Raw genomic sequence first — 21,765 nt, forward strand, 5'->3', positions numbered from 1 at the left:
TCGCGATGGCGACCATCCTGGATGTCCTGCCCTACGACGGCGGGTGGTGCGTGAAGATCGCCGAGACGGGCGAGGTTCTCTTCTTCACCGCGCGCCGGCGCGCGGTCGCTAAAGCCCAACGCCTGGCGCGCGTCTGGCCGCGGAGCGCCAGGGTCAAGGTCCACGCCCGACGGGCGCCAAGCCCTGAGCGCGGACGCGCGCCGGAGGACTTTGTCTATCCTTTGGGAGCGCCGGCATGACCAGCCAGGCGCGGCGCGCGCCCCGGCCGGCGGCAACGCGCTCGAAGATCGCCGCTGACGACGTGGTCGTCCGCTTCACCGTCTCGCCGACCCCGGCAGGCCACTGGCTCTGGCAGGTCTTCGACCACGATGGGCAGCCATGCGTACAGGGCTTGGCGGCGTCTCGAAAGCACGCCGCCGCGTTGATCATCCATGAGCTTCTCAGATCGCGGAGCGCCGCGGCCGCCCTTGCTGCCGAAAAGCTTTCGGCCAAGGCGGCCTGAGCCCGCCTCGTCTGCAGGCTTGCGCCGCGCAGCGGACCCGCGCACGTAAACGGCGCTCGACCGGGCGTTACAGCGCTGACGGCCGCGATCGGCGGCGGCGATCAGACCGGGTCGTTCTGGAGGCGAAGATAGGTTGGATCGAACTGGCCAAGCCGCGCCAGGGCCTCCCAATCGTTGATGGTCACGTGACCAGCCTTCCAGTCCACGAGCCCCTGTCGCCGCAGGTCCATCAGCACCCGATTGACGTGGACCTGGGTCAAGCCGAGCACGTCTCCCAGATCAACCTGCGTCATGGGCAGAACAAACCCGAAGTTCTGGGCGATGCCCGCCGCCTCGAGCCGCAAGTAGAGTTCGCAGATCAGGTGCGCCAAGCGACTGGCCGCGTTCTGTTGCCCAAGCGCCACCAGCCACTGACGATGGATCGCCGCGTCGACTACGGTTTCCAGCCACAGCAACCGCGTCAAATGCGGGTGCTGTTCGCTGAGGCGACGCAGATCGTCGTGGGCGGCGGGCGCGACGACGCAATCGGCCAAGGCCACGACGCCATGGTCCATCTGCCGCATCAGCAGGCTGTGCAGGTCGACGAAATCGCCGCCAATATTGATCTCGGTGAGCTGACGCCCGCCGGTCGGCGTCAGTGTGAACCGGGCGCAAAAGCCGCTGACGACGAAGGTGCTGAAATTGGGCCGGTCGCCGGGCTCGACCAGCGCCTTGCCGGCGGCGACCCGGCGCGTGGGCCCGAGAAGACCGGCCAGCGCCTCGCGCTCGATCGGGGAGATGACGTCGCGCCTGGCCATCTTTTCGATGAGAGGCGTGATCAAAGGGGCTGGCGACATGGCGAAATGGGGAACCTCCCCTCTCCCTTCACGGACAATGAGCTTTAAGGCCGTCAAACGATCGAGCCGATAACCTAGATCAACGCGGACCGGCTGCGATGGGCCTAGACTCCTCGCGCCCGGAGGTTTCGTTGCTCACCCCGTTTATCTTTATCGGCGTCACCGACGATTGCAGGACGACGTTTGTCGATCTGGATGTCGAGACCGTGGATCCTGAACGCCGCGCGCAGGCCTTGCTGGCCGAGCATCGCAGCTGTCAGGAGATCGAGGTCTGGCGCGACGACCAACGCATCGCCGTCATTTCCCGTGCGCCAGCGGAACCGACGGCTTGAACCGCCTTTTGATAGCCAGCCTCGACCGGTTCGGGCCCTTGCGCGAAGGCGTGCGCGAGCGCCTGTCGGCGTGCGCCCCCACGTCTGAGACATTCGAGGCTGGTGATCTGATCCTGGCTCCCGGCGAGCGCTCGTGCTTGCGGCTCCTGGCGCGCGGTCTGGCCGTGAAGCAAACGGTGCTCGGCGATGGTGGGCGCCAGATCTTCAGCGTGGCAACGCCCGGCGACCTGATCGACCTGGCCGGCCTCTTTGTCGGGGTCGACTACGAGGTGCGGGCGCTGGGGCCTTGCGAGGTGCGGAAATTCAGCACCCTGGAGCTTCGCGCCATGCTGAGCGACCATGCCAGTCTTCTGGCCACGCTCTGCCGTGCGGTGCTGACCGAGGCGCGCGCCCTGCGAGACGGCCTCGTCAGCCTGGGGCGTCGATCGGCGGCGGCGCGGACGGCCAATCTCTTTTGCGAGATCTACTGGCGGCAAAAGACCTTGGGCCTGGCCAGCGACAACCGCTGCGCCCTGCCGGCGGTGCAGGGCGACCTCGCCGATGCGCTGGGGCTTTCTGTGGTTCACATCCATAGGGTGCTGCGCGGCCTTCGCGACGATCACCTGGCGACGGTCAAGAACGGCGTTCTGCAAATTCTCGACTGGGATCGCCTGGCCGCGCTGGGCGGCTTTGATCCTGAAGTCTTTCGCCCCCAGACCGAGGCTGGAGAAGGGTCCGTCCTGCGTCGTCCCCAACCGAGCCGACGGGAGGCGTGATGCGCGACCAGGATCATCAATTGATCATCGGAACGCGGTCGGGGAACGGCGGGCTTGTCAGGGGGCTTCAGCCAAGGGTCAAGCCCGGCTCCAGGCGAGCCTTCAACTGTTGAACCGACGGGCGACAAGTCCGCGCAAGGGTCACCTCTCACCGACCACAGCGCGTCGACAGCCCAGGACCGAGGGATCGCCTTTCGATGACCCTGTCCGTGATCCGCCCCGGCCCCCTGCGTCCCGAAGGCTGGGCGAGAAAGGGCGGCGCCCGACGCTGGTCGCCGGTAGAAACGGCGGTAGGCCAAAGACCATCGAAAGCGGCGTCGAAGAAGCGGTCAGCGCACCTCCGACGGCGCCAGGCGGGCGTGTGAGCATGACCACCTTTCACTTCGACATCGACAGCGACGGCGCGGCCACGACCGAACAGGTTGATGCGGCCGACGCGCCCGCAGCGATCAGACAAGCCTTGCTGCTCGTCTCGGAAATTCTCCGCGACCATGCGCTTTGCGATCACACCGCCATATCCCTGCGCATCAGCGTCCGCGGCCAGGACGAGCAGGTCGTGTGGCAAGGCAGCGCCCGCGGGCTCCAGCCGGTCGCGGAGGACAACGAGGTCAAGGACGCAGGCCAGACCCCGAGCTGATCGCTCAGGGTCAAACCTTCTCCCAGGCCGTCGCCGCTTCAGTGTTCCCCCAGGCCAAACGGCCCACCCCAAGCGACCCCGGGATCGTCGTCCCAGACGCAAGGGGAGACAGCGCCTGCATCAGTTCGCTCCGATCAAGCCCGGCGCGGCAAGGGGCTGCTGACGCCCCTTGCTCGCGCGAGGAACGCCTAGCCGACACGCGGCTTCATCCAGACCTCGACCTTATCGACGGCGCCGGGGCCATCTTCGTTGAGGGCGATCTCTGCGCGCCAGGCGGCCACGTCAGGATGATGGTCGAAGAAGGCCAGGTCATGGGCCGCATGGACCTCGAAGAGGCTGTCTGCCGGACGATCGGGGATCTCGCCACGCGCCTCCAGGGCTGTCCCGCCGACGAGGCCCGGTTTGAGCCAGATCAGCACCTCCCAGTCCTCGACCTGCGCTTGGCCAGGCTTCATGGCCACCTTGTAGCGCTCGACATCGGGATGCTGGTCCCAGAAAGCCTCGTCGTGGGGCTTGCCGCGGATCAGAAGGTCGGCGCCTTCGGGGGCGGCCGGCGCGGGGATGGGCGCGGCCTGGGCGGGATCGGACGAAGGCGTCTCGAACATCGAGCATCTCCTTGGGGTGAGAACAGCGCGGCGGCGACCACCGCGAGGTCTGAACGCGCGGGACCTTCGGCGGTGTCGGGTCCTACGCCCATCCCGCCCGGTCAGGCGCGCCCTGCCCTGCCTTGCCGCCGACCTGGCGCCAGGAACCGCGTCCGCCTTCCCAGCAAATGATGATCATGGAACCTGGCCGCCGGTCTGGCGGCTTTGCCAGCATGGCCCGGTTTCTCAAGCGCAACGGATTGACCCTGGTGCTGATGTCGCTGTTCGCCGCCAGCCTTGTGGGTCAGTGGCTGACGGGATGGCGTGTGGCCGTCGAGGACCTTCAACGCCATGGTCAGGCTGATATCGGGCTGATCAGCTATCTCTCCGACCCTGCCTTCGTCTCGGCGGTTTTCGAGAACTGGGAGAGCGAGTTTCTGCAGATGGCCGTCTATGTCGTTCTGACGGCCTATCTCGTCCAGCGCGGATCATCGGAATCCAAGGACCCCGACGCCCCAGAGCGTGACCTGCTCCCCAGCAAAGATCCAGACGCCCCATCGCTGGCCCGACGCGTAGGGCTCTTGCCCTGGCTCTACGCCCACTCGCTTGGTCTGGTCTTGACCGGCCTGTTCCTGGCCGCCTTCCTGTTGCACTGGACATTCAGCGCCAAGCACGCTGCGCAGGAGGCGGCCACGCACGGTCTGGCCGCCAAGGGCGTCCTGGCCTATCTCGCCGACCCGCAGCTTTGGTTCGAATCCTTCCAGAACTGGCAAAGCGAGTTCCTGTCCACCGCCGTGCTCGTGGTGTTGTCGATCGTGCTGCGCCAAAAGAATTCGCCGGAGTCCAAGCCGGTCGCCGCGCCGGACAGCAAGACCGGCTCCTGAGCGGGCGTAAATCCTGCCTGTCGCAACCGAAGCTTTGCTTTGACGTTGTCGTGCCCGATGGGCTGCTGCATGCAAGAACGGCCCCACTCTCGACCTCGCCTTGCCGGATCGCCGCCTCCTCATGAGCTTCAACGTCTCCAAGATCCTGGCGGGTGGCGAAGTGGCCAAGCTGCTTGAGGCCAATAGGGACGTCGCGGGATTGGGCCAACCCTCGACATGGCCCCAAGCCTTGCGCCAGCAGGTCAATGTGGTGCTGGGCGCGGCGTTTCCGATGTTCCTGATCTGGGGTCCCGAGCGGATACTCATCTATAACGACGCCTATCGTCCCATTCTCGGCGACAAGCACCCGGCGGCGCTGGGCCAGCCCTTCTGGATGGTGTGGCCGGAGGTGCGTCCCGCCATCGAGCCGATCATCGAGGCGGCTTTCAGCGGCGCGGCCGCGTTCTACGAGGACTTGCCGGTCACACTTCACCGGCATGGCCAGGCCGAACCGGCGTGCTTCACCTTTTCCTACAGCCCGATACCGGTCGCGGACGAAGTTCCCGGCGTCCTGTGCGTGTGCGTCGAGACGACGTCGGCCGCGCAGGAGCGCGCCCGCCGCGAGGAGAGCGAGCGCACCTTGCTTTTCCTCGATCGCCTGACCCAGGCCACCTCGGCCTTGCCGACGGCCGAGGCGGTGATGATGCGCGCGGCCCAGATGATTGGCGAGCACATGGGCGTGGCGATCTGCGCCTATGCCGACATGGATGCCGATCAGGACGGTTTCACCATTCGCGGCGATTGGGCCGCGGCCGGCTCGACCTCGATCGTCGGCCGCTACCGGCTGGCCGACTTTGGCAAGATGGCGGTGGAAAGCCTCTCGCGCGGCCTGCCTCTGGTTATCAACGACAATCTTTCGGAAATCGCCACTCATGAGGCGGCCACCTTCCAGGCGATCGGCATCGGCGCGACCATCTGCATGCCGCTGGTGCGCGATGGCGCCCTTCGAGCGCTGATGGCGGTTCATCACAAGGGCCCCCATTTCTGGACTGATCGTGAGCTGGCCCTGGTTCGCGAGGTGACCGAGCGTTCATGGGCGTTCGTGGAGCGGGTGGCGTCTCAGGCGGAGCTGGCTGACAGCGAGGCCGAGCTGCGCCGGATCACCGATGCCGCGCCGCTGTTGATCGCCTATGTCGATAGCGACGAGCGCTACCGTTTCATCAATCGCGGCTATGAGGCCTGGTTTGGACGGCCGCGCGAAGCGTTGCAGGGCCAGCGCGTGGAGGCGGTGCTGGGCCCGGCCTATGACCGCGTCAAGCCCTACCTGGAAGCGGCGCTGGCCGGGGAACGGGTGAGGTTCGAAAGCCGCGTCGACTATCCCGCCAGCGGACCGCGCGAGGTGCAGGTCGACTATGTCCCGCGGCGCGGCGCCGACGGCGGCGTGGTCGGGCTCTATGCGGTGATCTCCGACGTCACCGAACGCTTCGAGGCCGAACGCGCGCTTTTGCAGAGCGAGACCCGCCTGCGACTGGCCACCGAGTTTGGCGAGGTGGGCTTATGGGACGTCGATAACGGCGATGGGGCGCTCTATTGGGACGACCGTGTCCGGGCGCTATTTGGCTACTCGCCCGGCGTGCCGGTCACCTTGAACGACTTCTACCGCGGGCTCCACCCCGATGACCGGGGGCCGACGTCCAGGGCCTATGCGGCCGCCTGCGACCCGCTGGCCCAGGACCTCTACGATGTGGAATATCGCACCATCGGCGCGGAGGACGGGATCGAGCGCTGGGTGGCCGCCAAGGGGCGCGGGGTGTTCGACGCCGGGGACCGGTGTTTGCGCGTTGTCGGCACGGCCATCGACATTACCGCCCGCAAGCACGCCGAGGCCGCGCGCGATCTGCTGATGCGCGAGGTCGATCATCGAGCTCGAAACGCCCTGGCCATCATCCAGTCTATCGTGCGCCTAACCGATGCGGCCGACCCCGCCGAGTTCCGCCAGGCCATCCACGGCCGCATCGAGGCCATGGCGCGGGCGCAGTCGGCGCTCGCCAGGACCCAATGGCGCGGCGGAACAATCGGCCAGGTGGTTCGCGAGGAGCTGGCCGGCGCGATCAGCGCGGGCGCCCGGGTGCGCCTTTCCGGCGGCGAGATCGCCCTGCCCGCCGACCAGCTCCAGCCCCTGAGCATGATCCTCCACGAGCTGGCCACGAACGCCACCAAGTATGGGGCGCTGTCGGTGCGCGGGGGCCGCCTGGAGGTCAGTTGGGCCAGCGAGCGGCAAGGCTGGTCGCTGGCTTGGGAGGAGCGTGAGGGTCCGTCGGTGACTGCGCCGTCGCGTTCGGGCTTCGGATCGCGGCTGATGGCCAGCCTGGCGCGCCAGCTTGAGGGCCAGATCGTCTTCGACTGGGCGCGCGACGGGCTGTCGGTGCGCTTGCGCGCGGGCGCTCCAGCCTGACGGAGCGCGCCTGAAAGCTGCGTTTGCCTGTGGGGTGGAAGGCCCTGCGATCGGCGCGTCCCATCGTTTGATGGTTGCCGGAACAGCCGGATGGGCGGGTGGTTAAGACCGCGTCCTTCCCCCATCCGGAATATCGACCATGGCCGTCACGGCGAAGACCAAAGCCAAGCAGAAATCCGCGCGCGCCGCCACCAAGGCGCAGGCCGCCCCCAAGGCGCTGGGCCAGGACGCCATCGCCTTGCTGGAGGCCGACCATCGCCTGGTCGAGGAGTATTTCGAGGCCTATGAAGGCCTTACCGACGCGGCCGAAAAGAAAGCTCTGGCCGACAAGATCTGCCTGGCCCTGAAGGTCCACACCCAGATCGAGGAAGAGCTCTTCTATCCGCCGGCCCGCGAGGCGACGGGCGACGGCGACCTCATCGACGAGGCCGTTGTCGAGCACATGGGCGCAAAGACCCTGATCGCCCAGATCGAAGCGGGAGCGCCCGGCCAGCCGCTCTATGACGCCAAGGTCAAGGTGCTGGGCGAACAGGTCCGTCACCATGTCGAGGAAGAGGAAAGCGAGCTCTTTCCCGAGGTGCGGGCCGCCGACCTGGATCTCGTCGCGCTCGGCGCCAAGCTGTCGGCCCGCAAGGCCGAACTGATGGCCCAACTCGCCCCGCCTGCCGCCTAAGGCCTGCCGGCCAGTTCCAAACCCCAAGGCCGTCCGGCCCGCTCACAACCGTCAGGATCTTCTCATGCCGACCAAGTCCAAGCCTTCGGCCGCCAAGCGCCCGATCGACACGCCCGACACCACGGTCGGCGTTGAGACCCTCGTGGCGCCAGGCGCAGAGCTGCACCAGCAGGCGGCCGACGAGGCGACGCAATTGACCACCAACCAGGGCGTGCCGATCGGCGATAACCAGAACTCGCTGAAGGCCGGCGCGCGCGGTCCGGTGCTGCTGCAGGACTTCATCCTGCGCGAGAAGATCATGCACTTCGACCACGAGCGTATTCCCGAGCGCGTGGTCCATGCTCGCGGCTCGGCCGCTCACGGCTTTTTCGAATGCCTGGAGGATCTGTCGGAGATCACTACCGCCGACTTCCTGCAGCGGCCCGGCGAGCGCATCCCCGTCTTCACCCGCTTCTCGACCGTGGCCGGCAACAAGGGCTCGATGGACCTGGCCCGCGACGTGCGCGGCTTTGCCGTCAAGTTCTACACCCAGCAAGGCAACTTCGATCTCGTCGGCAACAACATCCCGGTGTTCTTCATCCAGGACGCCATCAAGTTTCCCGACCTGATCCATGCCGCCAAGCAGGATCCCGATCGCGAGTTCCCCCAGGCCCAGACCGCTCACGACACCTTCTGGGACTACATCTCGCTGACGCCCGAGAGCCTGCACATGGTGATGTGGATCATGTCGGACCGCACCATCCCGCGCTCCTATCGGATGATGGAGGGGTTTGGCGTCCACACCTTCCGGCTGGTCAACGCCGCGGGTGAGAGCACTTTCGTCAAGTTCCACTGGCGGCCCAAACTCAATGCCCAGTCGGTGATCTGGGACGAGGCCCTGAAGATCAATGGCGCTGATCCGGACTTCCATCGCCGCGACCTGTGGGAAGCCATCGACAATGGTGATTTTCCCGAGTGGGAGTTCTGCCTGCAGACCTTCAGCCAGGAGGAGGCCGACGCCCTACCCTTCGACGTGCTGGACGCCACCAAGCTCATCCCCGAGGAGGTGATCCCGCTGCGGGTCGTCGGCCGCATGGTGCTGGACCGCAATCCCGACAACTTCTTCGCCGAGACCGAGCAGGTCGCCTACTGCGCCTCGCATGTGGTCCCGGGCATCGATTTCACTAACGATCCGCTGCTGCAGGGGAGACTGTTCTCCTACCAGGACACCCAACTCAAGCGGCTGGGCTCGGCCAACTTCCACCAGATCCCGATCAACCAGCCGCGCTGTCCTTTCCACAATCTGCAGCGCGACGGCCACATGCAGATGGCCGTGCCCAAGGGCCAGGTGAACTATGAGCCCTCAAGCCTAGGCGAGGATATCAAGCGCGAGAGCCAGGCCAGCGGCTATCGCACCTTCCCCAGTCTGGAGACTGGCGAGCAACTGCGCATCCGCCCCGAAACCTTCGCCGACCACTACAGCCAGGCGCGCCTGTTCTTCCTGAGCCAAACCCAGCCCGAGCGCGATCACATCGTCGCGGCGCTGATCTTCGAGCTCTCCAAGTGCAATGTCGCGCGGGTGCGTACGGCGATGCTGTCGCGCCTGGTCAATATCGACGAGAGCCTGGCGGCGCGGGTCGCCGCGGGCCTTGGCGTCAAGGAGCCGATCGTTGCGGCCCCCGCCCCGGTTCCGGCCCAGGACCTGGAGCCCTCGCCGGCGCTCAGCATCCTGGCCAAGGCCGCTCCGGGCCTGATGGGCCGCAAGGTCGGCGCCCTGGTCACCGACGGCGTCGACGACGCTGTGCTGGACGCGCTGAAAGCAGCGGTCGAAGACGCCGGCGCCAAGCTGGCCATCATCGCTCCGACGATTACGGGGGTCACAAGCGCCGGCGGCCAATTGATCCCCGCGGACTTCCGCGTCGATGGCGGGCCCTCGGTGCTGTTCGACGCCGTAGCCGTCCTGCCTTCGGACGAAGGCGGCGCGGCTCTGGCGCTGGAAGCCGCGGCGGTCAATTTCGTGCGCGACGCCTTTGGCCACCTCAAGGTCATCGCCTATCTGCCTGCAGCCGCACCGCTCTTCGTCAAGGGCGGCCTATCCGACGCCAATCCCGACGCCGACGGCGGCTTGATCAACCTGCCGACCAAGGCTGTGGGCGACTTCATCGTCGCGGCGCAGGCCGGCAGGATCTGGGCGCGCGAGCCCCTGGTGCGCAAGGTCTACTAGAGACGCCGCGTAGGCCAAGTCAGGCGGGCGGCTTGACCTTGAGGTCCGCGCCTGTCTCTGGGGCGGTGAAGCGCCGGCGCTGCTCAAGACGCAGCGGGTCTTTCGCGGCTCTTCGCCCCGCCGGTCGCCGGGCCGCACGGGCGCGTGCGCCTGGGCAACGGCGTCGAGGCGCCCACCGTCAAGCGGTCATTGGACGCGCCCGGCCGGCGACGGTTTTGCCCTTGGCCCGCCGCCATCGGGCAAGCCGTCCCAGGTCGGCTCAAATCCGCGCCAGCCACGCAAAGAGCCAGGACGAGCCCGACGCCTCGCGCGACGAGGCTGAGATGCGGCGCTTAGCGGCGAGAGCAGTTCGCGCGTGCAGCGCGCCCTCCTGCGCCAAGTCTCGAATCCTTCGGCGACCTCGCGCGTTGATGGCGCAAGGAGACCCAAGATGAGCAAGGCCGCCAACGACGACCGGCGTTTCAGCGTCCACGCCCGCCACGCCGGGGCCCACCGCGCGCGGATCGTCCAGGAGCCGTCTTACGAAGCGGCCGCGGTCGCCTATGTCGAGGACCTAGCGATCGCGCCGGACGACGACGGCGAAATCAGCGTGGTGGTGCGCGATCTCGATAGCGGCGGCGAGCATTGCTTCCGGATCGACCTGGAGACCGGCGAGACCGCGCCCTGCTCGGCCTGAGAACAAATCAGGGCGCCCGCCGTTTAATCCCTGAGCCCCGGTGGGCGGTAAGGATGCTCGACATGGCGTATCGCCCGACCTGGCAGGGACACCTTCGCCTGTCTCTCGTGACCTGCCCGGTGGCGCTCTACACGGCCACCGACAGCGGCGGCGAGGTGCACTTCAATCTGATCAATCCGAAGACCAACAACCGGATCAAGATGATCACCACCGATCCGGACACCGGGCCGATCGAGCGGTCGGAGCTGGTCAAAGGCTATGAAGTCTCCAAAGGCGAGTACATCCTGCTCTCCCAGGACGAGATCAACGCCGTCAAGCTGGAGAGCACCAAGACCATCGACATCGAACGGTTCGTGCCCGCCGAGGAGATCGATCGGGTCTATTGGGACAATCCCTATTATCTCGCCCCTGACGGCAAGCTTGCCCAGGAGGCCTTCGCGGTGATCCGCGAGGCGATGGCCAAGTCCGGGCAGATCGCTCTTGGCCGCGTGGTGATGTCGACGCGCGAGCGCCTCCTGGCGCTGGAGCCGCGTGGCAAGGGAATCCTCGCCTACACGCTGCGCACCGACGCGGAGGTGCGCAAGGAGAGCGAGATCTTTGACGCCATCAGCGACAAGGCGCCCGACAAGGCGATGATCGCCATCGCCGAAAAGATCATCGAGCAGCAGGAGGGACCGTTCGACCCCAGCCAGTTCGTCGATCGCTACGAGGAGGCGCTGAAGGATCTGATCAAGGCCAAGCAGAAGGGCCACAAGGTCGAGAAGGTGGCCGAACCCGAAGACACCAACGTCGTCGACCTGATAGCCGCCCTGCGCGCCAGCCTTGGCGGCAAGGCGCCCGCGTCGGCCAAACCCGAAGCGAAGACCAAGCCAAGGGCCAAATCCGCCACAAGCGCCAAGACCAAGGGCGCGGCCAAGGCGGCTCCCGCTCACAAGCCCCGCAAGGCGGGCTAGGGGTCTCCGCCGGCGGCGCGATAGGCGCGCAGCGCGGCCTCCAGCGCCTTCTCCGCGGCCTTGCGCGTCTTGGCCCAATCTCGTCGCGCGGCAAGCGCCTCGGTTTCCAGCGCCTCGCGCCGCTCCCGAAGCTCTGCCTCTTGCTGCAGGCGATCGCGATCGATCGCGCTCAGCGCCGCCCGCGCCGCCTCCAGCCTCGTTCGGTCGGCCGCGGGAGCTTTGGGGAGCGGCTTGGCCTTGGCCGGGCGCGGCGAGGCGGCCGCCACCTTCAGTTTCGGCTTGGCTTGGCGCTGCGGTTCAGGGACACCCGGCAAGCCGGGCTGGAGACTGAAAGGCTCCTTGGATCCGACGGCGCGGCGTAGCGGGATTTCCGGATGGGCCAGGGCCGCGGCGATGGCGTCGGGCTCGTCGCTGATCTTGGCGCGGCCTTCGACAAAGAGGTTCTGGCGCGTGCCCCAGGCGGCCAAGGCGGCGGCCTGATTGGGTGCGGCGACCACGCTGTCATGGAAGCCGAACTGGGCCTGATAAACCTTCATCCGGCGCGGCGATTTCGTTTTGGCCACCGCTAGACCTTTCCCCACCCAGTGACGGCCTGCGCCAACACCGGTTCGCCACCAGGGTCATGGTTCCAGACAGCCTGCCTGCGAAGCAGTGACGAAGGCGGTTCGAACCCTCCAGGCGACAAGGTCCGCTCCCTTCTTGCGCTGCGTCCACGACAGAGCCGCCAACGCCCGCGCGCCAGGCGTCCTAACGGAGACCAGCGGCATGGCGAAAGCCCAGCGGTCGTTGCCACCACTGTCCATGAAAGACCTTCGCCGTGCTTGGCCTTGGCCATCACGATAAGGCACTGGTGCAGATCGTCCTGGCTCATCGCCTTGCCGATAGGCGGTGAAAGCCTGTCGGCGCGGAAAGCCCCCGCGCCGACAGGGCCGCTCTTAATTGTAGAGACTGTCGGGAACCTGTCCGCCATTCTCGGCCAGCTTCTTCATCACCGCCTTGTGCAGGGCGATGTTCTGTTCGGCGCTGCCGGCCTCGCCGGCATGGACGCCCAGCTCGTCGGCCAGCTCCTTGCGCGCCTGCAGGCTGGAATCCAGCTTGAGGAGCTTGAGCAGGTCGACGATCGAGGTGCGCCAGTTGCCGCCCCCGCCGTCGATCTCGGCCATCGACGTCAGGACGGCCTCGACATCGACCGGAGCGGCTGGGGCGGACGGCGCCTGTCCCGTTGGTGCGGGAGCCGGCGCGACCGGCGCGACAGCGCTGGCCGTGGCGGGCGCGGGCGCCTCAGCCGACGGGGCCTTGGCCTTGTCGTGATGGAAGATCCTGTCGACGATCTTGGAAAAAAGACCCATGGGAGACGCCTCCTATCAAATGATGCCTAGTGGGCGGCCGAAGCCAGGCCCTGGACGTGGCTGAGGTGGGCCTTGATCTTGGGCAGGGCCTTGGCCGCGCCGCCCTTCAGTCCCGCGTCATCGCCGTGATCGGCATAGCCCTGCATCAGGGTCAGGGCCTCGTTGTGGGCGGCTTCCTGCTGGTTCAGGTAGACCTTGTCGAAGTCGGCCGGGGCCGCGGCGTTGAGGTTGTCGATGAGGCCCTTGCGGCGCTCGTCCAGCCCGGCCGGCGCGGTCTTGCCAGCGGCGATGATCAGCGGCTTGAGGGCGTTGGAAAGCGCGGTGTGGTCGGTGACCATCTGCTTGCCGAAGTCCTTGACCGCCTGGGTCTGGCCCTTTTGCTGGGCGATCTGGCCGGCCTGGATCTCGTACATGTCGCTGATCGCGGCGTTGGTGACGAAGGCGTCGGTAGACATCGGCCCGGTCACCGCGGCCGCCGTCCCCACGGCGGTGGACGTAGCGTCCTGTGCGGCGTTGACGGCCGCGTTGCCCGTGCCCGGATCGGCCGGGGCGGGTTCGGCGTCCTTCTTCTGGCAGGCGACGAGGCTCAGGGCGGCCAATGCGGCGGCGGCCAAAAGTGAGTATCGGGCCATGGTCGGCGTCTCCATCGGTTTCGCGATCGCCCCCGGGCGGGGCGGCAACTGAACGGCGCGGCTTGCCCGACGTTCCCACCAGGCGCCTGCTCGGCGTCGCCAGTTTCCAGACCAGAGCGGCGACCTCACCGTCCATCCGGAACGGCCTTGGCGAGCGCTCGTTAACGCGCCACCGGCCACCAGACGAACGCCCCCATGACAAAAGCCGCCGCTTTGCCGGACACCCCGAGGGTCGACGACTACGACGTGATCATCGTCGGCGCGGGTCCGGCCGGTCTGACGGCGGCGACTTACCTTGGGCGCTTTCGCCGCAAGGTGCTGATCCTCGACGGCGGGCGCCCCCGCGCCGACTGGATCCCCGAAAGCCACAACACGCCGGGCTTCCCCGGCGGCGTCGGCGGGCGCCAACTGCTCGCCGACATGGACCGGCAGGCAAGGCTCTACGGGGCCGAGCGCAGAGCCGCGCGGGCCCAAAGTCTGTCACGCATGGCCGAGCGTTTCGAGGTCACGCTGGAGACGGCGCGCGGCGATCTGGCCGGCGCTCCCGCCCAGGTGCGCGCGCGCTTCGTGTTGTTGGCTACAGGCGTCATTGATCGGCTGCCGGACTTGGACGGCATGGAGGCGGCGATCAAGGCGGCCAAGGTGCGCATGTGCCCGATCTGCGACGCCTACGAGGCCATCGATCAGACCATCGCCGTGCTCGGCGAGGGTGATCTGGGCGCGCGCGAGGCCGCGTTCCTGAGGACCTATTCGCCAAGGGTCACCCTGCTGCACCTTGGCGATCCGGCCATGCTCACCGCTCGGGAGACCCTTGACGAACATGGCGTGGAGATCATGCCGATCACGCTGGCCGACCTGGCCGTTGGACCCGAGACGGTCACAGTCGCGCGCAGCGATCAGGCGCCAAGAACCTTCGATTGCCTTTACCTGGCCCTGGGCTGCGAAATGCAGACAGGCCTGGCGACGGATTGGGGCGCGGCTCACGACGACGACGGCAACCTCATCGTCAGCGCCCACCAGGAAACCTCGGTCGAGGGCCTCTATGCGGCGGGCGATGTCGTGCGCGGGCTAAATCAGATCGCGGTGGCCGCCGCCGAGGCCGCCATCGCCGCCACCGACATCCACAAGCGCCTCAGAGCGCTGTCCCGCTGAGCACCCTCTCCCCTGCCCGTCAGTCCTGGACCAGGCCAAGGGCGTAGCGCCGACAATGCTCCAGATAGGCCGCCTCGTGCACGGCCACCAGATCTACGACGCTGGACCACAGCCAGGAGGGCGCGTCCAAGGCGCCGGACCGATTGCGCGACAGGTCGGCGATCCAGGCCTTGCGCGCGGCGCCATCCATCTGACGGCCATGGGCGTGGCCCACCACGCCAGCCAAGGCGCGAGCCGCGTCCATGGCCTGGGCCGGCGCTAGGCCCACGATCTCCAGCTTCATGTCCTGGGGCATCAGCTCGCGCACGAACACGGCCTTTTCGAGCAGTCGGCCTGAGGCCATGCGCTGGCCAAGATGGGGAGACAGGGCCAAGGCTCCCGCCACCACCCGCTCGGCGTTGTCGCGCGGCATGGAGGCTTCCCGATCGCGTGGCGCGGCGGCCTTGATGGCCTCCTTGATGTCGAGGAAGCAGATATCAGGCTCGCCGCCGCCGCCATTGACCTCCAGTAGCACGGCAAAGCGCAACCGGCCAAGCGAACTGCAGCCCTTGACCCAATAGGCCGCGTCCAAGACCCGAATGTCGTCCTTCTTGCTGCGGGACTTGAGGCTGGTGACAAGCGCGCGAACCGGATCGCTGGCGCAGATCGCCTCGATTTCGTCGCGCTCGGTCCTGGTGATCGGCCAAAAGCGCCGGCCGATGGGGATCACGGGCCGTGCGCCCCGCAGACGATCAGCCGCCAGATGTTTCCAGGTCCGGCGTTCGGCCTCGCGCACAACCGCGCCGATCATCGGCGGATGCGGCGTTTCGGCTTCGAAATCACCTGCCAAGGCCTCCTCGTATCCATCGACCATGGCCTCCATCATCTGGGCGGTGATGACGCCAGGCAGATCCGAGCCGCGCGCCGCGCAGGCCAGCGACAGCCCAAGCCGAATAAGATCATGAGCGGGATTTCCGACGACGGTCTGGTCCAGATCGCGGATCTGGATGTCGACATCGCCCCTGGCGCTGGCCAACGGTCCCAGATTGCCCAGGTGGCAGTCGCCGCAGATCCACACCGGCGGGCCGCTGGGCAGACCGGAGGGTCGCGCCTCGAGCCAATCGTAGAACTTGACCGTGCTGCCCCGGACATAGGCGTGGGCCGAGCGGGCCATTTTGAGATTGCGCGTGCGCGCCAACAAAGGACCGCGCTTGGCCGGGGTGGGCGCGCGCGCTTCTCGCGAAGCGGCCTTGGCGCGAGCGATGCGATCGTCCCTGGCCATCAGGCGAGCGCCTGGGCGGGACGGATGCGTCGGAACACCGCCTCTACGAAACCAAAGAGACCAAAGGCCGCCAGCCCCAAGGCTATCAGACCCAGGCCCCAGGATCCGAACGGCTGGCGCTCAAGCGCCTGCAAAGCGCCGCCCCAGCTGTGAACGTCAGCGCTACGCGCCTCCAGCCCCGCCTTTAGCAGGAAGACGCCGGCCGGCAGGCTGGCCAAGCCCCGCGCCCCATAACCGATCCGAGCCAGCGGCGCGACGACGCGGCACAGACGCGCATCGCACGCCAGGCGCTTGGAGAAATCCTGTATCAGGCCCTGGACGACGTTGCCTATCCCGACCCCGACGAGCGTCAGGCCCGCCGCCAGCAGCAGCGCCTCGCCGTGGGGCCAGTTCAGGACGGTGGCGGCCGCGCCGTGGACGGCCTGTTCCTCATCGGCCTCTGCGACATCCTCGAAAGCGTCGAGCAGTTCCAGGCCCCAGAGTCCAAGCCCGCCGTATATCAATCCGCTGACGGCTTGACCGACGCGCACGGCGATCGCCTTGGGCGAGACACCATGGCGATCGGCGTCGAGGCCGGCCTGCAGGCCGCGCCATATCGCAAAGCCCAGCAGGCCTAGCGAGACAAGAGTCACGATCACCAGACCAGGCGGCCAGGCGGCCCAGGCCGCCAGCATCGCCTTGGCGCCCCGCGCCCGCGGCGTCAGATCGACAGCGGCCATGAGCACGATCGCGCCCAGGCCCAGATAGACGACGCCGCGGGCGGCGTAGCCGAGCCGGCCGGCCCATTCGAGCCCTTGTATGATCTCATCCCGCGCCGCCAAGCGCCTGAGACGCCGGGCCCACGATTGTGCTTCTGCTCGCCCCAATTTGCGATCCTCGCGCCTGCGCCAACGCCCAAGCGCTGCCGTCGGGCAGGCTGAACGGCGCCCTCCCCGCGAACGTTCCGTGATCGATGCTGCGCCCAGTCAAAAGATCGCCAGGCGCCCTCGTAAACGCCTCCCTAAGCAGCGCCTGCAACCTCCTGTGGCATGACGTGTTTCGGCCCTGCTCGCGGCGGCGCGGGCGCGTCTTCAAGAGTTTCTTCCCCATGTCCCAGGCCGCGAGCCCCATCCCCACCGTCGGCGAAATCCTGGCGCCGGGCGCTCGCAACCACCGCGCGTCCAGCGCGCCAAGCATCCAGCCGCCCGCTTCGGCCGTGGCGCTGGCCCTGTCGCGCAAAGCCGCCAAGGGTCAAGCCCCCCTCGTTCACCTGGCGTCCAGCGAACGCCGCGCCGAGGAAATTGGCCGGGCCCTGGCCGGGTTTGCCCCCGGCCTCGAAGTACTGGTGCTGCCGCCGTGGGACTGCCTGCCCTATGATCGCGCCTCGCCGTCGCGGGATGTGATGGGGCGGCGCATGGCGATCCTTGGGCGACTTGCGCAGCCGGCGGGCCGGCGGGTTTTGGTCACCTCGCCCGAGGCTATCGTCCAGAAGCTGCCGCCAGCGGCGCTTGCGCGCGAGACGGCGCTTGAACTTCGGCGCGGCGACGTGCTCGACCGCCAGGCGCTTGGCGACTTCGCCGCCGCCGCTGGCTATGTGGCCGACGAGCGCATCGATGAGCCCGGCGAGATCGCCTTCCTGGGCGAGGTCATCGACATCTTTCCCGCGGACGGCGCCTGCCCGGTGCGTATCGCGCTCGAAGCTGGCCGGATCGCCGAAATAAGAACCTTCGACCCCTTGAGCCAGCGCTCTTCAGGCGAGCTCGAAACCCTGCGCCTTGGCCCGGCGAGCGAGCTGATCCTCAGGCCCGGCGCCGATGGCGCGGTTCCCGAGCGGCAAGCCGGGGCCGAGCACGCAATGGTCGACCACTACGGCGCTCTGGTCTCGCTGTTCGAGCTTTTGCCCAAGGCCAGGCTTTCCATGGACGTCAAGGCAGCAGCGCGCCTGGACGAGGTCGAGGCGCACGTGCTGGATGCTTTCGAGGCGCGAAAGACGCTTGGCGGGGCGGGCCCTGAGCCTGGCGCGCCCGAACTCCTGGGCGCGGACCTGAAGGCCGCGCTCGCCAGCTGGTCGGCCGTGCGCCTGGAGACGCGCGGCTTCGAACCGGTGACGAACCTTGCTCTCCAGCGCAATCCCGGCCGGGCCTTTTGCGATCTCGTCGACCATCATCGTCAGGCCGGGCGTCGCGTGGTCTTGACAGGCTTGGGGCAGGAGCTTCGGCCGCTTGCCCGCGCTCTGGCCCGCGGCCTTGACCTCAAGCCCGTGCCTTGCGCCGACTGGGCGCAGGCGCTCGCCACTCCGCTGGACGCAGTGGTCAGCATCGAGCTTGATCTCGACACCGGCTTCATCGAGGCGGCCAGCCAACTTGCCGTGATCGCCGCCAGCGACGTGGTCGGCGGGCGCACCGCCGCGCGCGGCGCGACCAACCTGCAGGATCTTTTGGCCGAACCCGAACTTCGCCCCGGCGACGTCGTCCTGCACGAAGATCACGGGGTGGGGGTGCTGCGTGATCTGGCCCGGATCGAGGTCGACGGCGTAGGCCATGACACCCTGCAACTGGAGTATCATGGCGGCGACATTCTGCAGGCGCCCGTCGAGGAGATCGGCCGTGTCTGGCGCTACGGCGCCGAAGAGAACGCGGTAACCCTCGACCGGCTCAAGGGCGAGGGTTGGTCCAACCGGCGCGCCGAGGTTCATCAACACCTGGAAGCGGCCGCCGCCCGACTGGTGGCCCTGGCCAAGGCGCGTGAGGAAAGGGCCTGCCCGCCCATCGTCGCGCCCAAGGCGGCCTACGCCAAGTTCGCCGCTCGCTTTGCCTATCCCGAGACGCCCGATCAGTCGGCCGCCATCGAGGCGGTCCTGGCCGACCTCGCCAGTGGACGGCCCATGGACCGTCTGGTGTGCGGCGACGTCGGCTTTGGCAAGACCGAGGTGGCCTTGCGGGCGGCGGCCGCCGTGGCCCTGAGCGGGCGCCAGGTGGCCCTGGCCGCCCCGACGACGGTCCTGGCTCGCCAACACGTCGAAACCTTCAAGCGGCGGTTCGCCGGCACTGGGATCGGCGTGGCTCACCTGTCGCGCCTGGTCAGTCCCGCCGAAGCCAAGGCGGTCAAGCAGGGCCTGGAAGCGGGCCAGATCGGCGTGGTGATCGGCACCCAGGCCCTGGCGGGCAAGGACATCGGCTTTAGTGACCTTGGGCTGATGATCATCGACGAGGAACAGAAGTTCGGCGCGGCGCTGAAGGCGAAATTGCGCGCCATGGCCGTGAACGGCCATCTCCTGACCCTGACGGCCACGCCGATCCCTCGCACCCTGCAAGCGGCGATGATCGGCGTGCAAGATGTCAGCGTCATCGCCAGCCCGCCAGCCCGCAGGCGTCCGATCCGCACGTTCCTGGCGCCTTTCGATGCGGCCAGCCTGCGTCTGGCGCTCATGCGCGAAAAGCGCCGGGGCGGGCAGAGCTTCGTCGTCGCACCTCGGATCGAGGACATCGATCTGCTGCAAGCCCAGTTGGCCAGCCTCGTCCCTGAGCTGCAAGTGCGTGTGGCCCACGGCGATCTGGCCGCCGAGGCGGCCGATGCGGTGATGGTCGGCTTCGCCGATGGCGACGGGGACGTTCTTCTGGCCACCAACATCATCGAAAGCGGGCTGGACGTGCCGCGGGCCAACACCATGGTGGTCTGGCGGCCCGACCGCTTTGGCCTGGCTCAGCTTCATCAGCTGCGCGGCCGGGTCGGCCGGGGCCGCATTCAAGGCGTGGCCTATCTTTTGTCGGATCCGGATGAGGACCTTTCCGAGGCGACCCGCGCGCGGCTTTCGACGCTGGAGGCGTTCGATCGCCTGGGATCGGGCCTGGCCATCAGCGCCCGCGACCTTGATCTGCGCGGCGGCGGCGACCTGGTCGGCGAGGATCAGGCCGGACATATGCGAATGATCGGCGCGGGGCTTTACCAGCGCTTGCTGGCCAGAGCCCTGCGGGTGGAGCGCGGCGAGACCGGGGCCGAGGATTGGACGCCCGATCTGCAGATAGGCCAGCCGGGCGCGATCCCGACCGCCTACGTGCCCGACGCGGTGACCCGGATCAATCTCTACGCCCGCCTCGCAAGAATGGACGACCAAGGCCAGATCGACGCTTTCGAGGAAGAGCTGGAGGATCGCTTCGGCGCCCTCCCCCCGCCGGTCGGCACGCTGCTCGACCACGCGCGCCTGCAGCGCCTGGCCAAAAGCGCGGGCGTGCGTCAGGTGCGCGCCGGCCCCAAGGGGGTGTCGCTCAGCCTGGCCAGCGCTTCGCCGGCAGAGGCCATGACCGCCCTGTCGCGGTGGCGCGAGGTTCTGACGGTCCGCGAGGACAAGCTCGTCGTAGCCAAGGCCAGCGACAGCGAGGTCGAGCGCCGCGCGCTGGTCCACGCCTTGCTTAGCGCGCTGAGCGGCTAGAGGCGATCGCCTCAAACTGTCGCGCGGTCTTGCCGCCGCCCGCTGGATGATTGCCGGGCCGGCCGCACTTGTCCCTAAGCCTGCAACACAGCCGCGCGCCGGCGCGTTGGCTTTGTTCACACCGTAAGGATCCGCGATGACCAAGGAACGTAGCGACGACAATCCCAAGCCGCCGCAAGAGGTGGCCGACCGGATCTGGGAGCTGGCGGAAAAGATCGACATCGCGATGTTCACCACCTGGGACGGCGAACAGCAGCACAGCCGGCCGCTTTCGGCCCGGGTGCGCCGCGGCGAGCACGCCGTCTATTTCCTCGTCGATGTCGAAGGCGGCAAGAACGACCAGGTCGAGCACTTCCCCGCCGTCTCCTGCGCCTGGGCAGACAACAGCCGCTACAAGTATGTGGTGATGGCCGGCTCGGCGCGTCTCAGCAACGACCGCGAGAAGATCACGGCGCTGTGGTCCGACTTCGACAAGGCCTGGTGGGAGGACGCCAGCGACCCATCCATCCGTCTGATCACCTTCACCCCCGACCAGGGCGAGCTCTGGGATAGCCCCGGCAAGACAGTGGCGCTGGTCAAGATGGTCCTGGCCGCGGTGACCAGCGCGGCCCCGCAAATGGGCGACAACGCCAAGGTCGATCTATGAGGCGGCGGCTGATCCGCACGCGGTAGGGGCAAGGGACTAGCCACCTGCGGCCATTTCCACCGCTCAGCTGATGGCCAAAACACGCTCGCCGCGGCCTCCCCTGCCGCGGCGGCTGGCTCAGAATTCTACGGCTCAAGCGACAGGCGGGCGCTTGCCGGCCTTGGCCAGGCCGCTCCACGCTCGTCGCGCCAATTCATCCTCAATCGCCAAGTCATCCGCATGAGGCGGGATGAGCCGGCGCTTCAACGCACCAAGCTCTGCTGCCTCGTGCGCCTAAGGCCTCATGGCGTTCGGCCCATCGCCAGCGGCGCGGACGCCTGGCTGACATCAACCCAGCTGAAGCTTTCGCCCCGCGCGCTGGCCTCCTCGCATAGTCTTGCTGCGCAGGCCCTCGCCATGTCCGCCTGGTCGAATTCCTCGACCAGGTCGCTCCCCACCAAGACGCCGAAGCCTGCCCCCGAACGCGCGACGATAATGATCATTTGATAGGATCGCGCGGCGCCGCATTCGGTTTCAGCTGCCGAATGGGAATTTTACCTCGCCTCGAAACAGGCGCAAAACTCGAGAAACTTGGATACGCCGGGCGCCTGCCGAGGGCGGCGCCGGACCCCCACGCCGCCGGCGCCAGGGCGCTATCGAGGTGATCTGCTGGCGATCGGAACGCGAGGGTCCGATCGGAGCAGCGCCCCACCTTCCCAAGCCTCGTCCGCACCGCTCGCCTGCGAAGATCTCGGCCGACCCGTCCCCGCTTTGGGCTGGCGTGGGTCCGCCTCAGCGGCAAAGCGATAAGGCAAGGCCGCTTTCCCCGGCTGGAAAATAAGACCCGGCTCCAACAGGATCGGCGCGAC

22 protein-coding genes are annotated in these 21,765 nt (G+C 67.7%); 14 read left to right on the top strand and 8 right to left on the bottom strand.

Translation table 11 applies throughout. From position 1 onward, the window contains the following. Window positions 1-5: 5 nt before the first annotated feature. Both P7A99_RS04885 and P7A99_RS04890 read left to right on the top strand, forming a co-directional pair. The gene (locus P7A99_RS04885) at window positions 6-239 is read left to right on the top strand and encodes a hypothetical protein (RefSeq protein ID WP_277792817.1); all 234 of its coding nucleotides are present in this window, start codon (window positions 6-8) and stop codon (window positions 237-239) included. Beyond that, entirely contained in the window at window positions 236-502 is a 267-nt protein-coding gene (locus tag P7A99_RS04890; RefSeq protein ID WP_277792818.1) for a hypothetical protein, read from the top strand. The genes P7A99_RS04885 and P7A99_RS04890 overlap by 4 nt, the downstream gene beginning before the upstream one ends. A 101-nt stretch (window positions 503-603) precedes the next feature. Here the strand turns inward: P7A99_RS04890 and P7A99_RS04895 are convergent, their stop codons facing one another. Then, window positions 604-1,338 carry a Crp/Fnr family transcriptional regulator gene (locus P7A99_RS04895; protein ID WP_277792819.1) on the bottom strand — a complete coding sequence of 245 codons (735 nt, stop codon included), beginning with the start codon at window positions 1,336-1,338 and terminating at the stop codon, window positions 604-606. Between the two features lie 131 nt (window positions 1,339-1,469). On the opposite strand from P7A99_RS04895, the gene P7A99_RS04900 reads away from it, so the two are divergent. From P7A99_RS04900 to P7A99_RS04910, 3 genes are all read left to right on the top strand, one after another. Next, window positions 1,470-1,670, top strand: a complete 201-nt coding sequence (locus tag P7A99_RS04900; RefSeq protein WP_277792820.1) for a hypothetical protein — start codon at window positions 1,470-1,472, stop codon at window positions 1,668-1,670. Continuing rightward, a complete protein-coding gene (locus tag P7A99_RS04905; protein WP_277792821.1) occupies window positions 1,667-2,425 on the top strand; it encodes a Crp/Fnr family transcriptional regulator in 759 nt (252 codons plus the stop codon). Before P7A99_RS04900 ends, P7A99_RS04905 begins: the two co-directional genes overlap by 4 nt. A 367-nt stretch (window positions 2,426-2,792) precedes the next feature. After that, window positions 2,793-3,062, top strand: coding sequence for a DUF6894 family protein (locus P7A99_RS04910; RefSeq protein ID WP_277792822.1), 270 nt, complete (start codon window positions 2,793-2,795; stop codon window positions 3,060-3,062). A gap of 188 nt (window positions 3,063-3,250) precedes the next feature. Here the strand turns inward: P7A99_RS04910 and P7A99_RS04915 are convergent, their stop codons facing one another. Next, entirely contained in the window at window positions 3,251-3,667 is a 417-nt protein-coding gene (locus P7A99_RS04915) for a hypothetical protein (RefSeq protein WP_277792823.1), read from the bottom strand. Between the two features lie 212 nt (window positions 3,668-3,879). On the opposite strand from P7A99_RS04915, the gene P7A99_RS04920 reads away from it, so the two are divergent. From P7A99_RS04920 to P7A99_RS04945, 6 genes are all read left to right on the top strand, one after another. Then, complete coding sequence (locus P7A99_RS04920; RefSeq protein WP_277792824.1) at window positions 3,880-4,530, top strand: DUF6766 family protein; 651 nt, start codon at window positions 3,880-3,882, stop codon at window positions 4,528-4,530. Between the two features lie 121 nt (window positions 4,531-4,651). Beyond that, window positions 4,652-6,964, top strand: a complete 2,313-nt coding sequence (locus tag P7A99_RS04925) for a PAS domain-containing protein (RefSeq protein ID WP_277792825.1) — start codon at window positions 4,652-4,654, stop codon at window positions 6,962-6,964. A 139-nt stretch (window positions 6,965-7,103) separates the two neighbouring features. Further along, window positions 7,104-7,637, top strand: a complete 534-nt coding sequence (locus tag P7A99_RS04930) for a hemerythrin domain-containing protein (protein ID WP_277792826.1) — start codon at window positions 7,104-7,106, stop codon at window positions 7,635-7,637. A 64-nt stretch (window positions 7,638-7,701) separates the two neighbouring features. Beyond that, the gene (locus tag P7A99_RS04935; RefSeq protein WP_277792827.1) at window positions 7,702-9,840 is read left to right on the top strand and encodes a catalase; all 2,139 of its coding nucleotides are present in this window, start codon (window positions 7,702-7,704) and stop codon (window positions 9,838-9,840) included. A 430-nt stretch (window positions 9,841-10,270) separates the two neighbouring features. Continuing rightward, entirely contained in the window at window positions 10,271-10,516 is a 246-nt protein-coding gene (locus tag P7A99_RS04940) for a DUF5961 family protein (RefSeq protein WP_233245338.1), read from the top strand. Between the two features lie 62 nt (window positions 10,517-10,578). Further along, the gene (locus tag P7A99_RS04945) at window positions 10,579-11,469 is read left to right on the top strand and encodes a Ku protein (RefSeq protein ID WP_277792828.1); all 891 of its coding nucleotides are present in this window, start codon (window positions 10,579-10,581) and stop codon (window positions 11,467-11,469) included. Here P7A99_RS04945 and P7A99_RS04950 read toward each other — a convergent pair. The 3 genes from P7A99_RS04950 to P7A99_RS04960 form a co-directional block, all read right to left on the bottom strand. After that, entirely contained in the window at window positions 11,466-11,966 is a 501-nt protein-coding gene (locus P7A99_RS04950) for a hypothetical protein (protein ID WP_277792829.1), read from the bottom strand. The two genes, P7A99_RS04945 and P7A99_RS04950, sit on opposite strands and share 4 nt — an antisense overlap. 438 nt (window positions 11,967-12,404) lie before the next feature. After that, window positions 12,405-12,818: a DUF3597 domain-containing protein gene (locus tag P7A99_RS04955; protein ID WP_277792830.1), complete on the bottom strand. Its 414-nt coding sequence runs from the start codon at window positions 12,816-12,818 to the stop codon at window positions 12,405-12,407. A gap of 26 nt (window positions 12,819-12,844) precedes the next feature. Then, a complete protein-coding gene (locus tag P7A99_RS04960) occupies window positions 12,845-13,450 on the bottom strand; it encodes a DUF4142 domain-containing protein (protein ID WP_277792831.1) in 606 nt (201 codons plus the stop codon). 195 nt (window positions 13,451-13,645) lie between these two features. Here P7A99_RS04960 and P7A99_RS04965 point away from each other — a divergent pair, with 195 nt between their 5' ends. Continuing rightward, window positions 13,646-14,602, top strand: coding sequence for an NAD(P)/FAD-dependent oxidoreductase (locus tag P7A99_RS04965; RefSeq protein WP_277792832.1), 957 nt, complete (start codon window positions 13,646-13,648; stop codon window positions 14,600-14,602). 19 nt (window positions 14,603-14,621) lie between these two features. Here P7A99_RS04965 and P7A99_RS04970 read toward each other — a convergent pair whose 3' ends face one another. Then, a complete protein-coding gene (locus tag P7A99_RS04970; protein WP_277792833.1) occupies window positions 14,622-15,863 on the bottom strand; it encodes a DUF2252 family protein in 1,242 nt (413 codons plus the stop codon). Then, window positions 15,863-16,684 (bottom strand): DUF1206 domain-containing protein, encoded by an 822-nt coding sequence (locus P7A99_RS04975; protein WP_277792834.1) that lies wholly within the window; start codon window positions 16,682-16,684, stop codon window positions 15,863-15,865. The genes P7A99_RS04970 and P7A99_RS04975 overlap by 1 nt, the downstream gene beginning before the upstream one ends. A gap of 266 nt (window positions 16,685-16,950) precedes the next feature. Here P7A99_RS04975 and P7A99_RS04980 point away from each other — a divergent pair, with 266 nt between their 5' ends. Both P7A99_RS04980 and P7A99_RS04985 read left to right on the top strand, forming a co-directional pair. Then, on the top strand, window positions 16,951-20,271 hold the full coding sequence (locus P7A99_RS04980; protein WP_277792835.1) for a TRCF domain-containing protein: 3,321 nt from the start codon (window positions 16,951-16,953) through the stop codon (window positions 20,269-20,271). 136 nt (window positions 20,272-20,407) lie between these two features. After that, complete coding sequence (locus P7A99_RS04985; RefSeq protein ID WP_277792836.1) at window positions 20,408-20,917, top strand: pyridoxamine 5'-phosphate oxidase family protein; 510 nt, start codon at window positions 20,408-20,410, stop codon at window positions 20,915-20,917. A 281-nt stretch (window positions 20,918-21,198) separates the two neighbouring features. Here P7A99_RS04985 and P7A99_RS04990 read toward each other — a convergent pair whose 3' ends face one another. Then, window positions 21,199-21,399 (bottom strand): hypothetical protein, encoded by a 201-nt coding sequence (locus P7A99_RS04990; RefSeq protein WP_277792837.1) that lies wholly within the window; start codon window positions 21,397-21,399, stop codon window positions 21,199-21,201. Between the last annotated feature and the right edge of the window lie 366 nt (window positions 21,400-21,765).

Origin of the sequence: Caulobacter endophyticus (assembly GCF_029543245.1) — a bacterium.
Taxonomy (GTDB): domain Bacteria; phylum Pseudomonadota; class Alphaproteobacteria; order Caulobacterales; family Caulobacteraceae; genus Caulobacter; species Caulobacter endophyticus_A.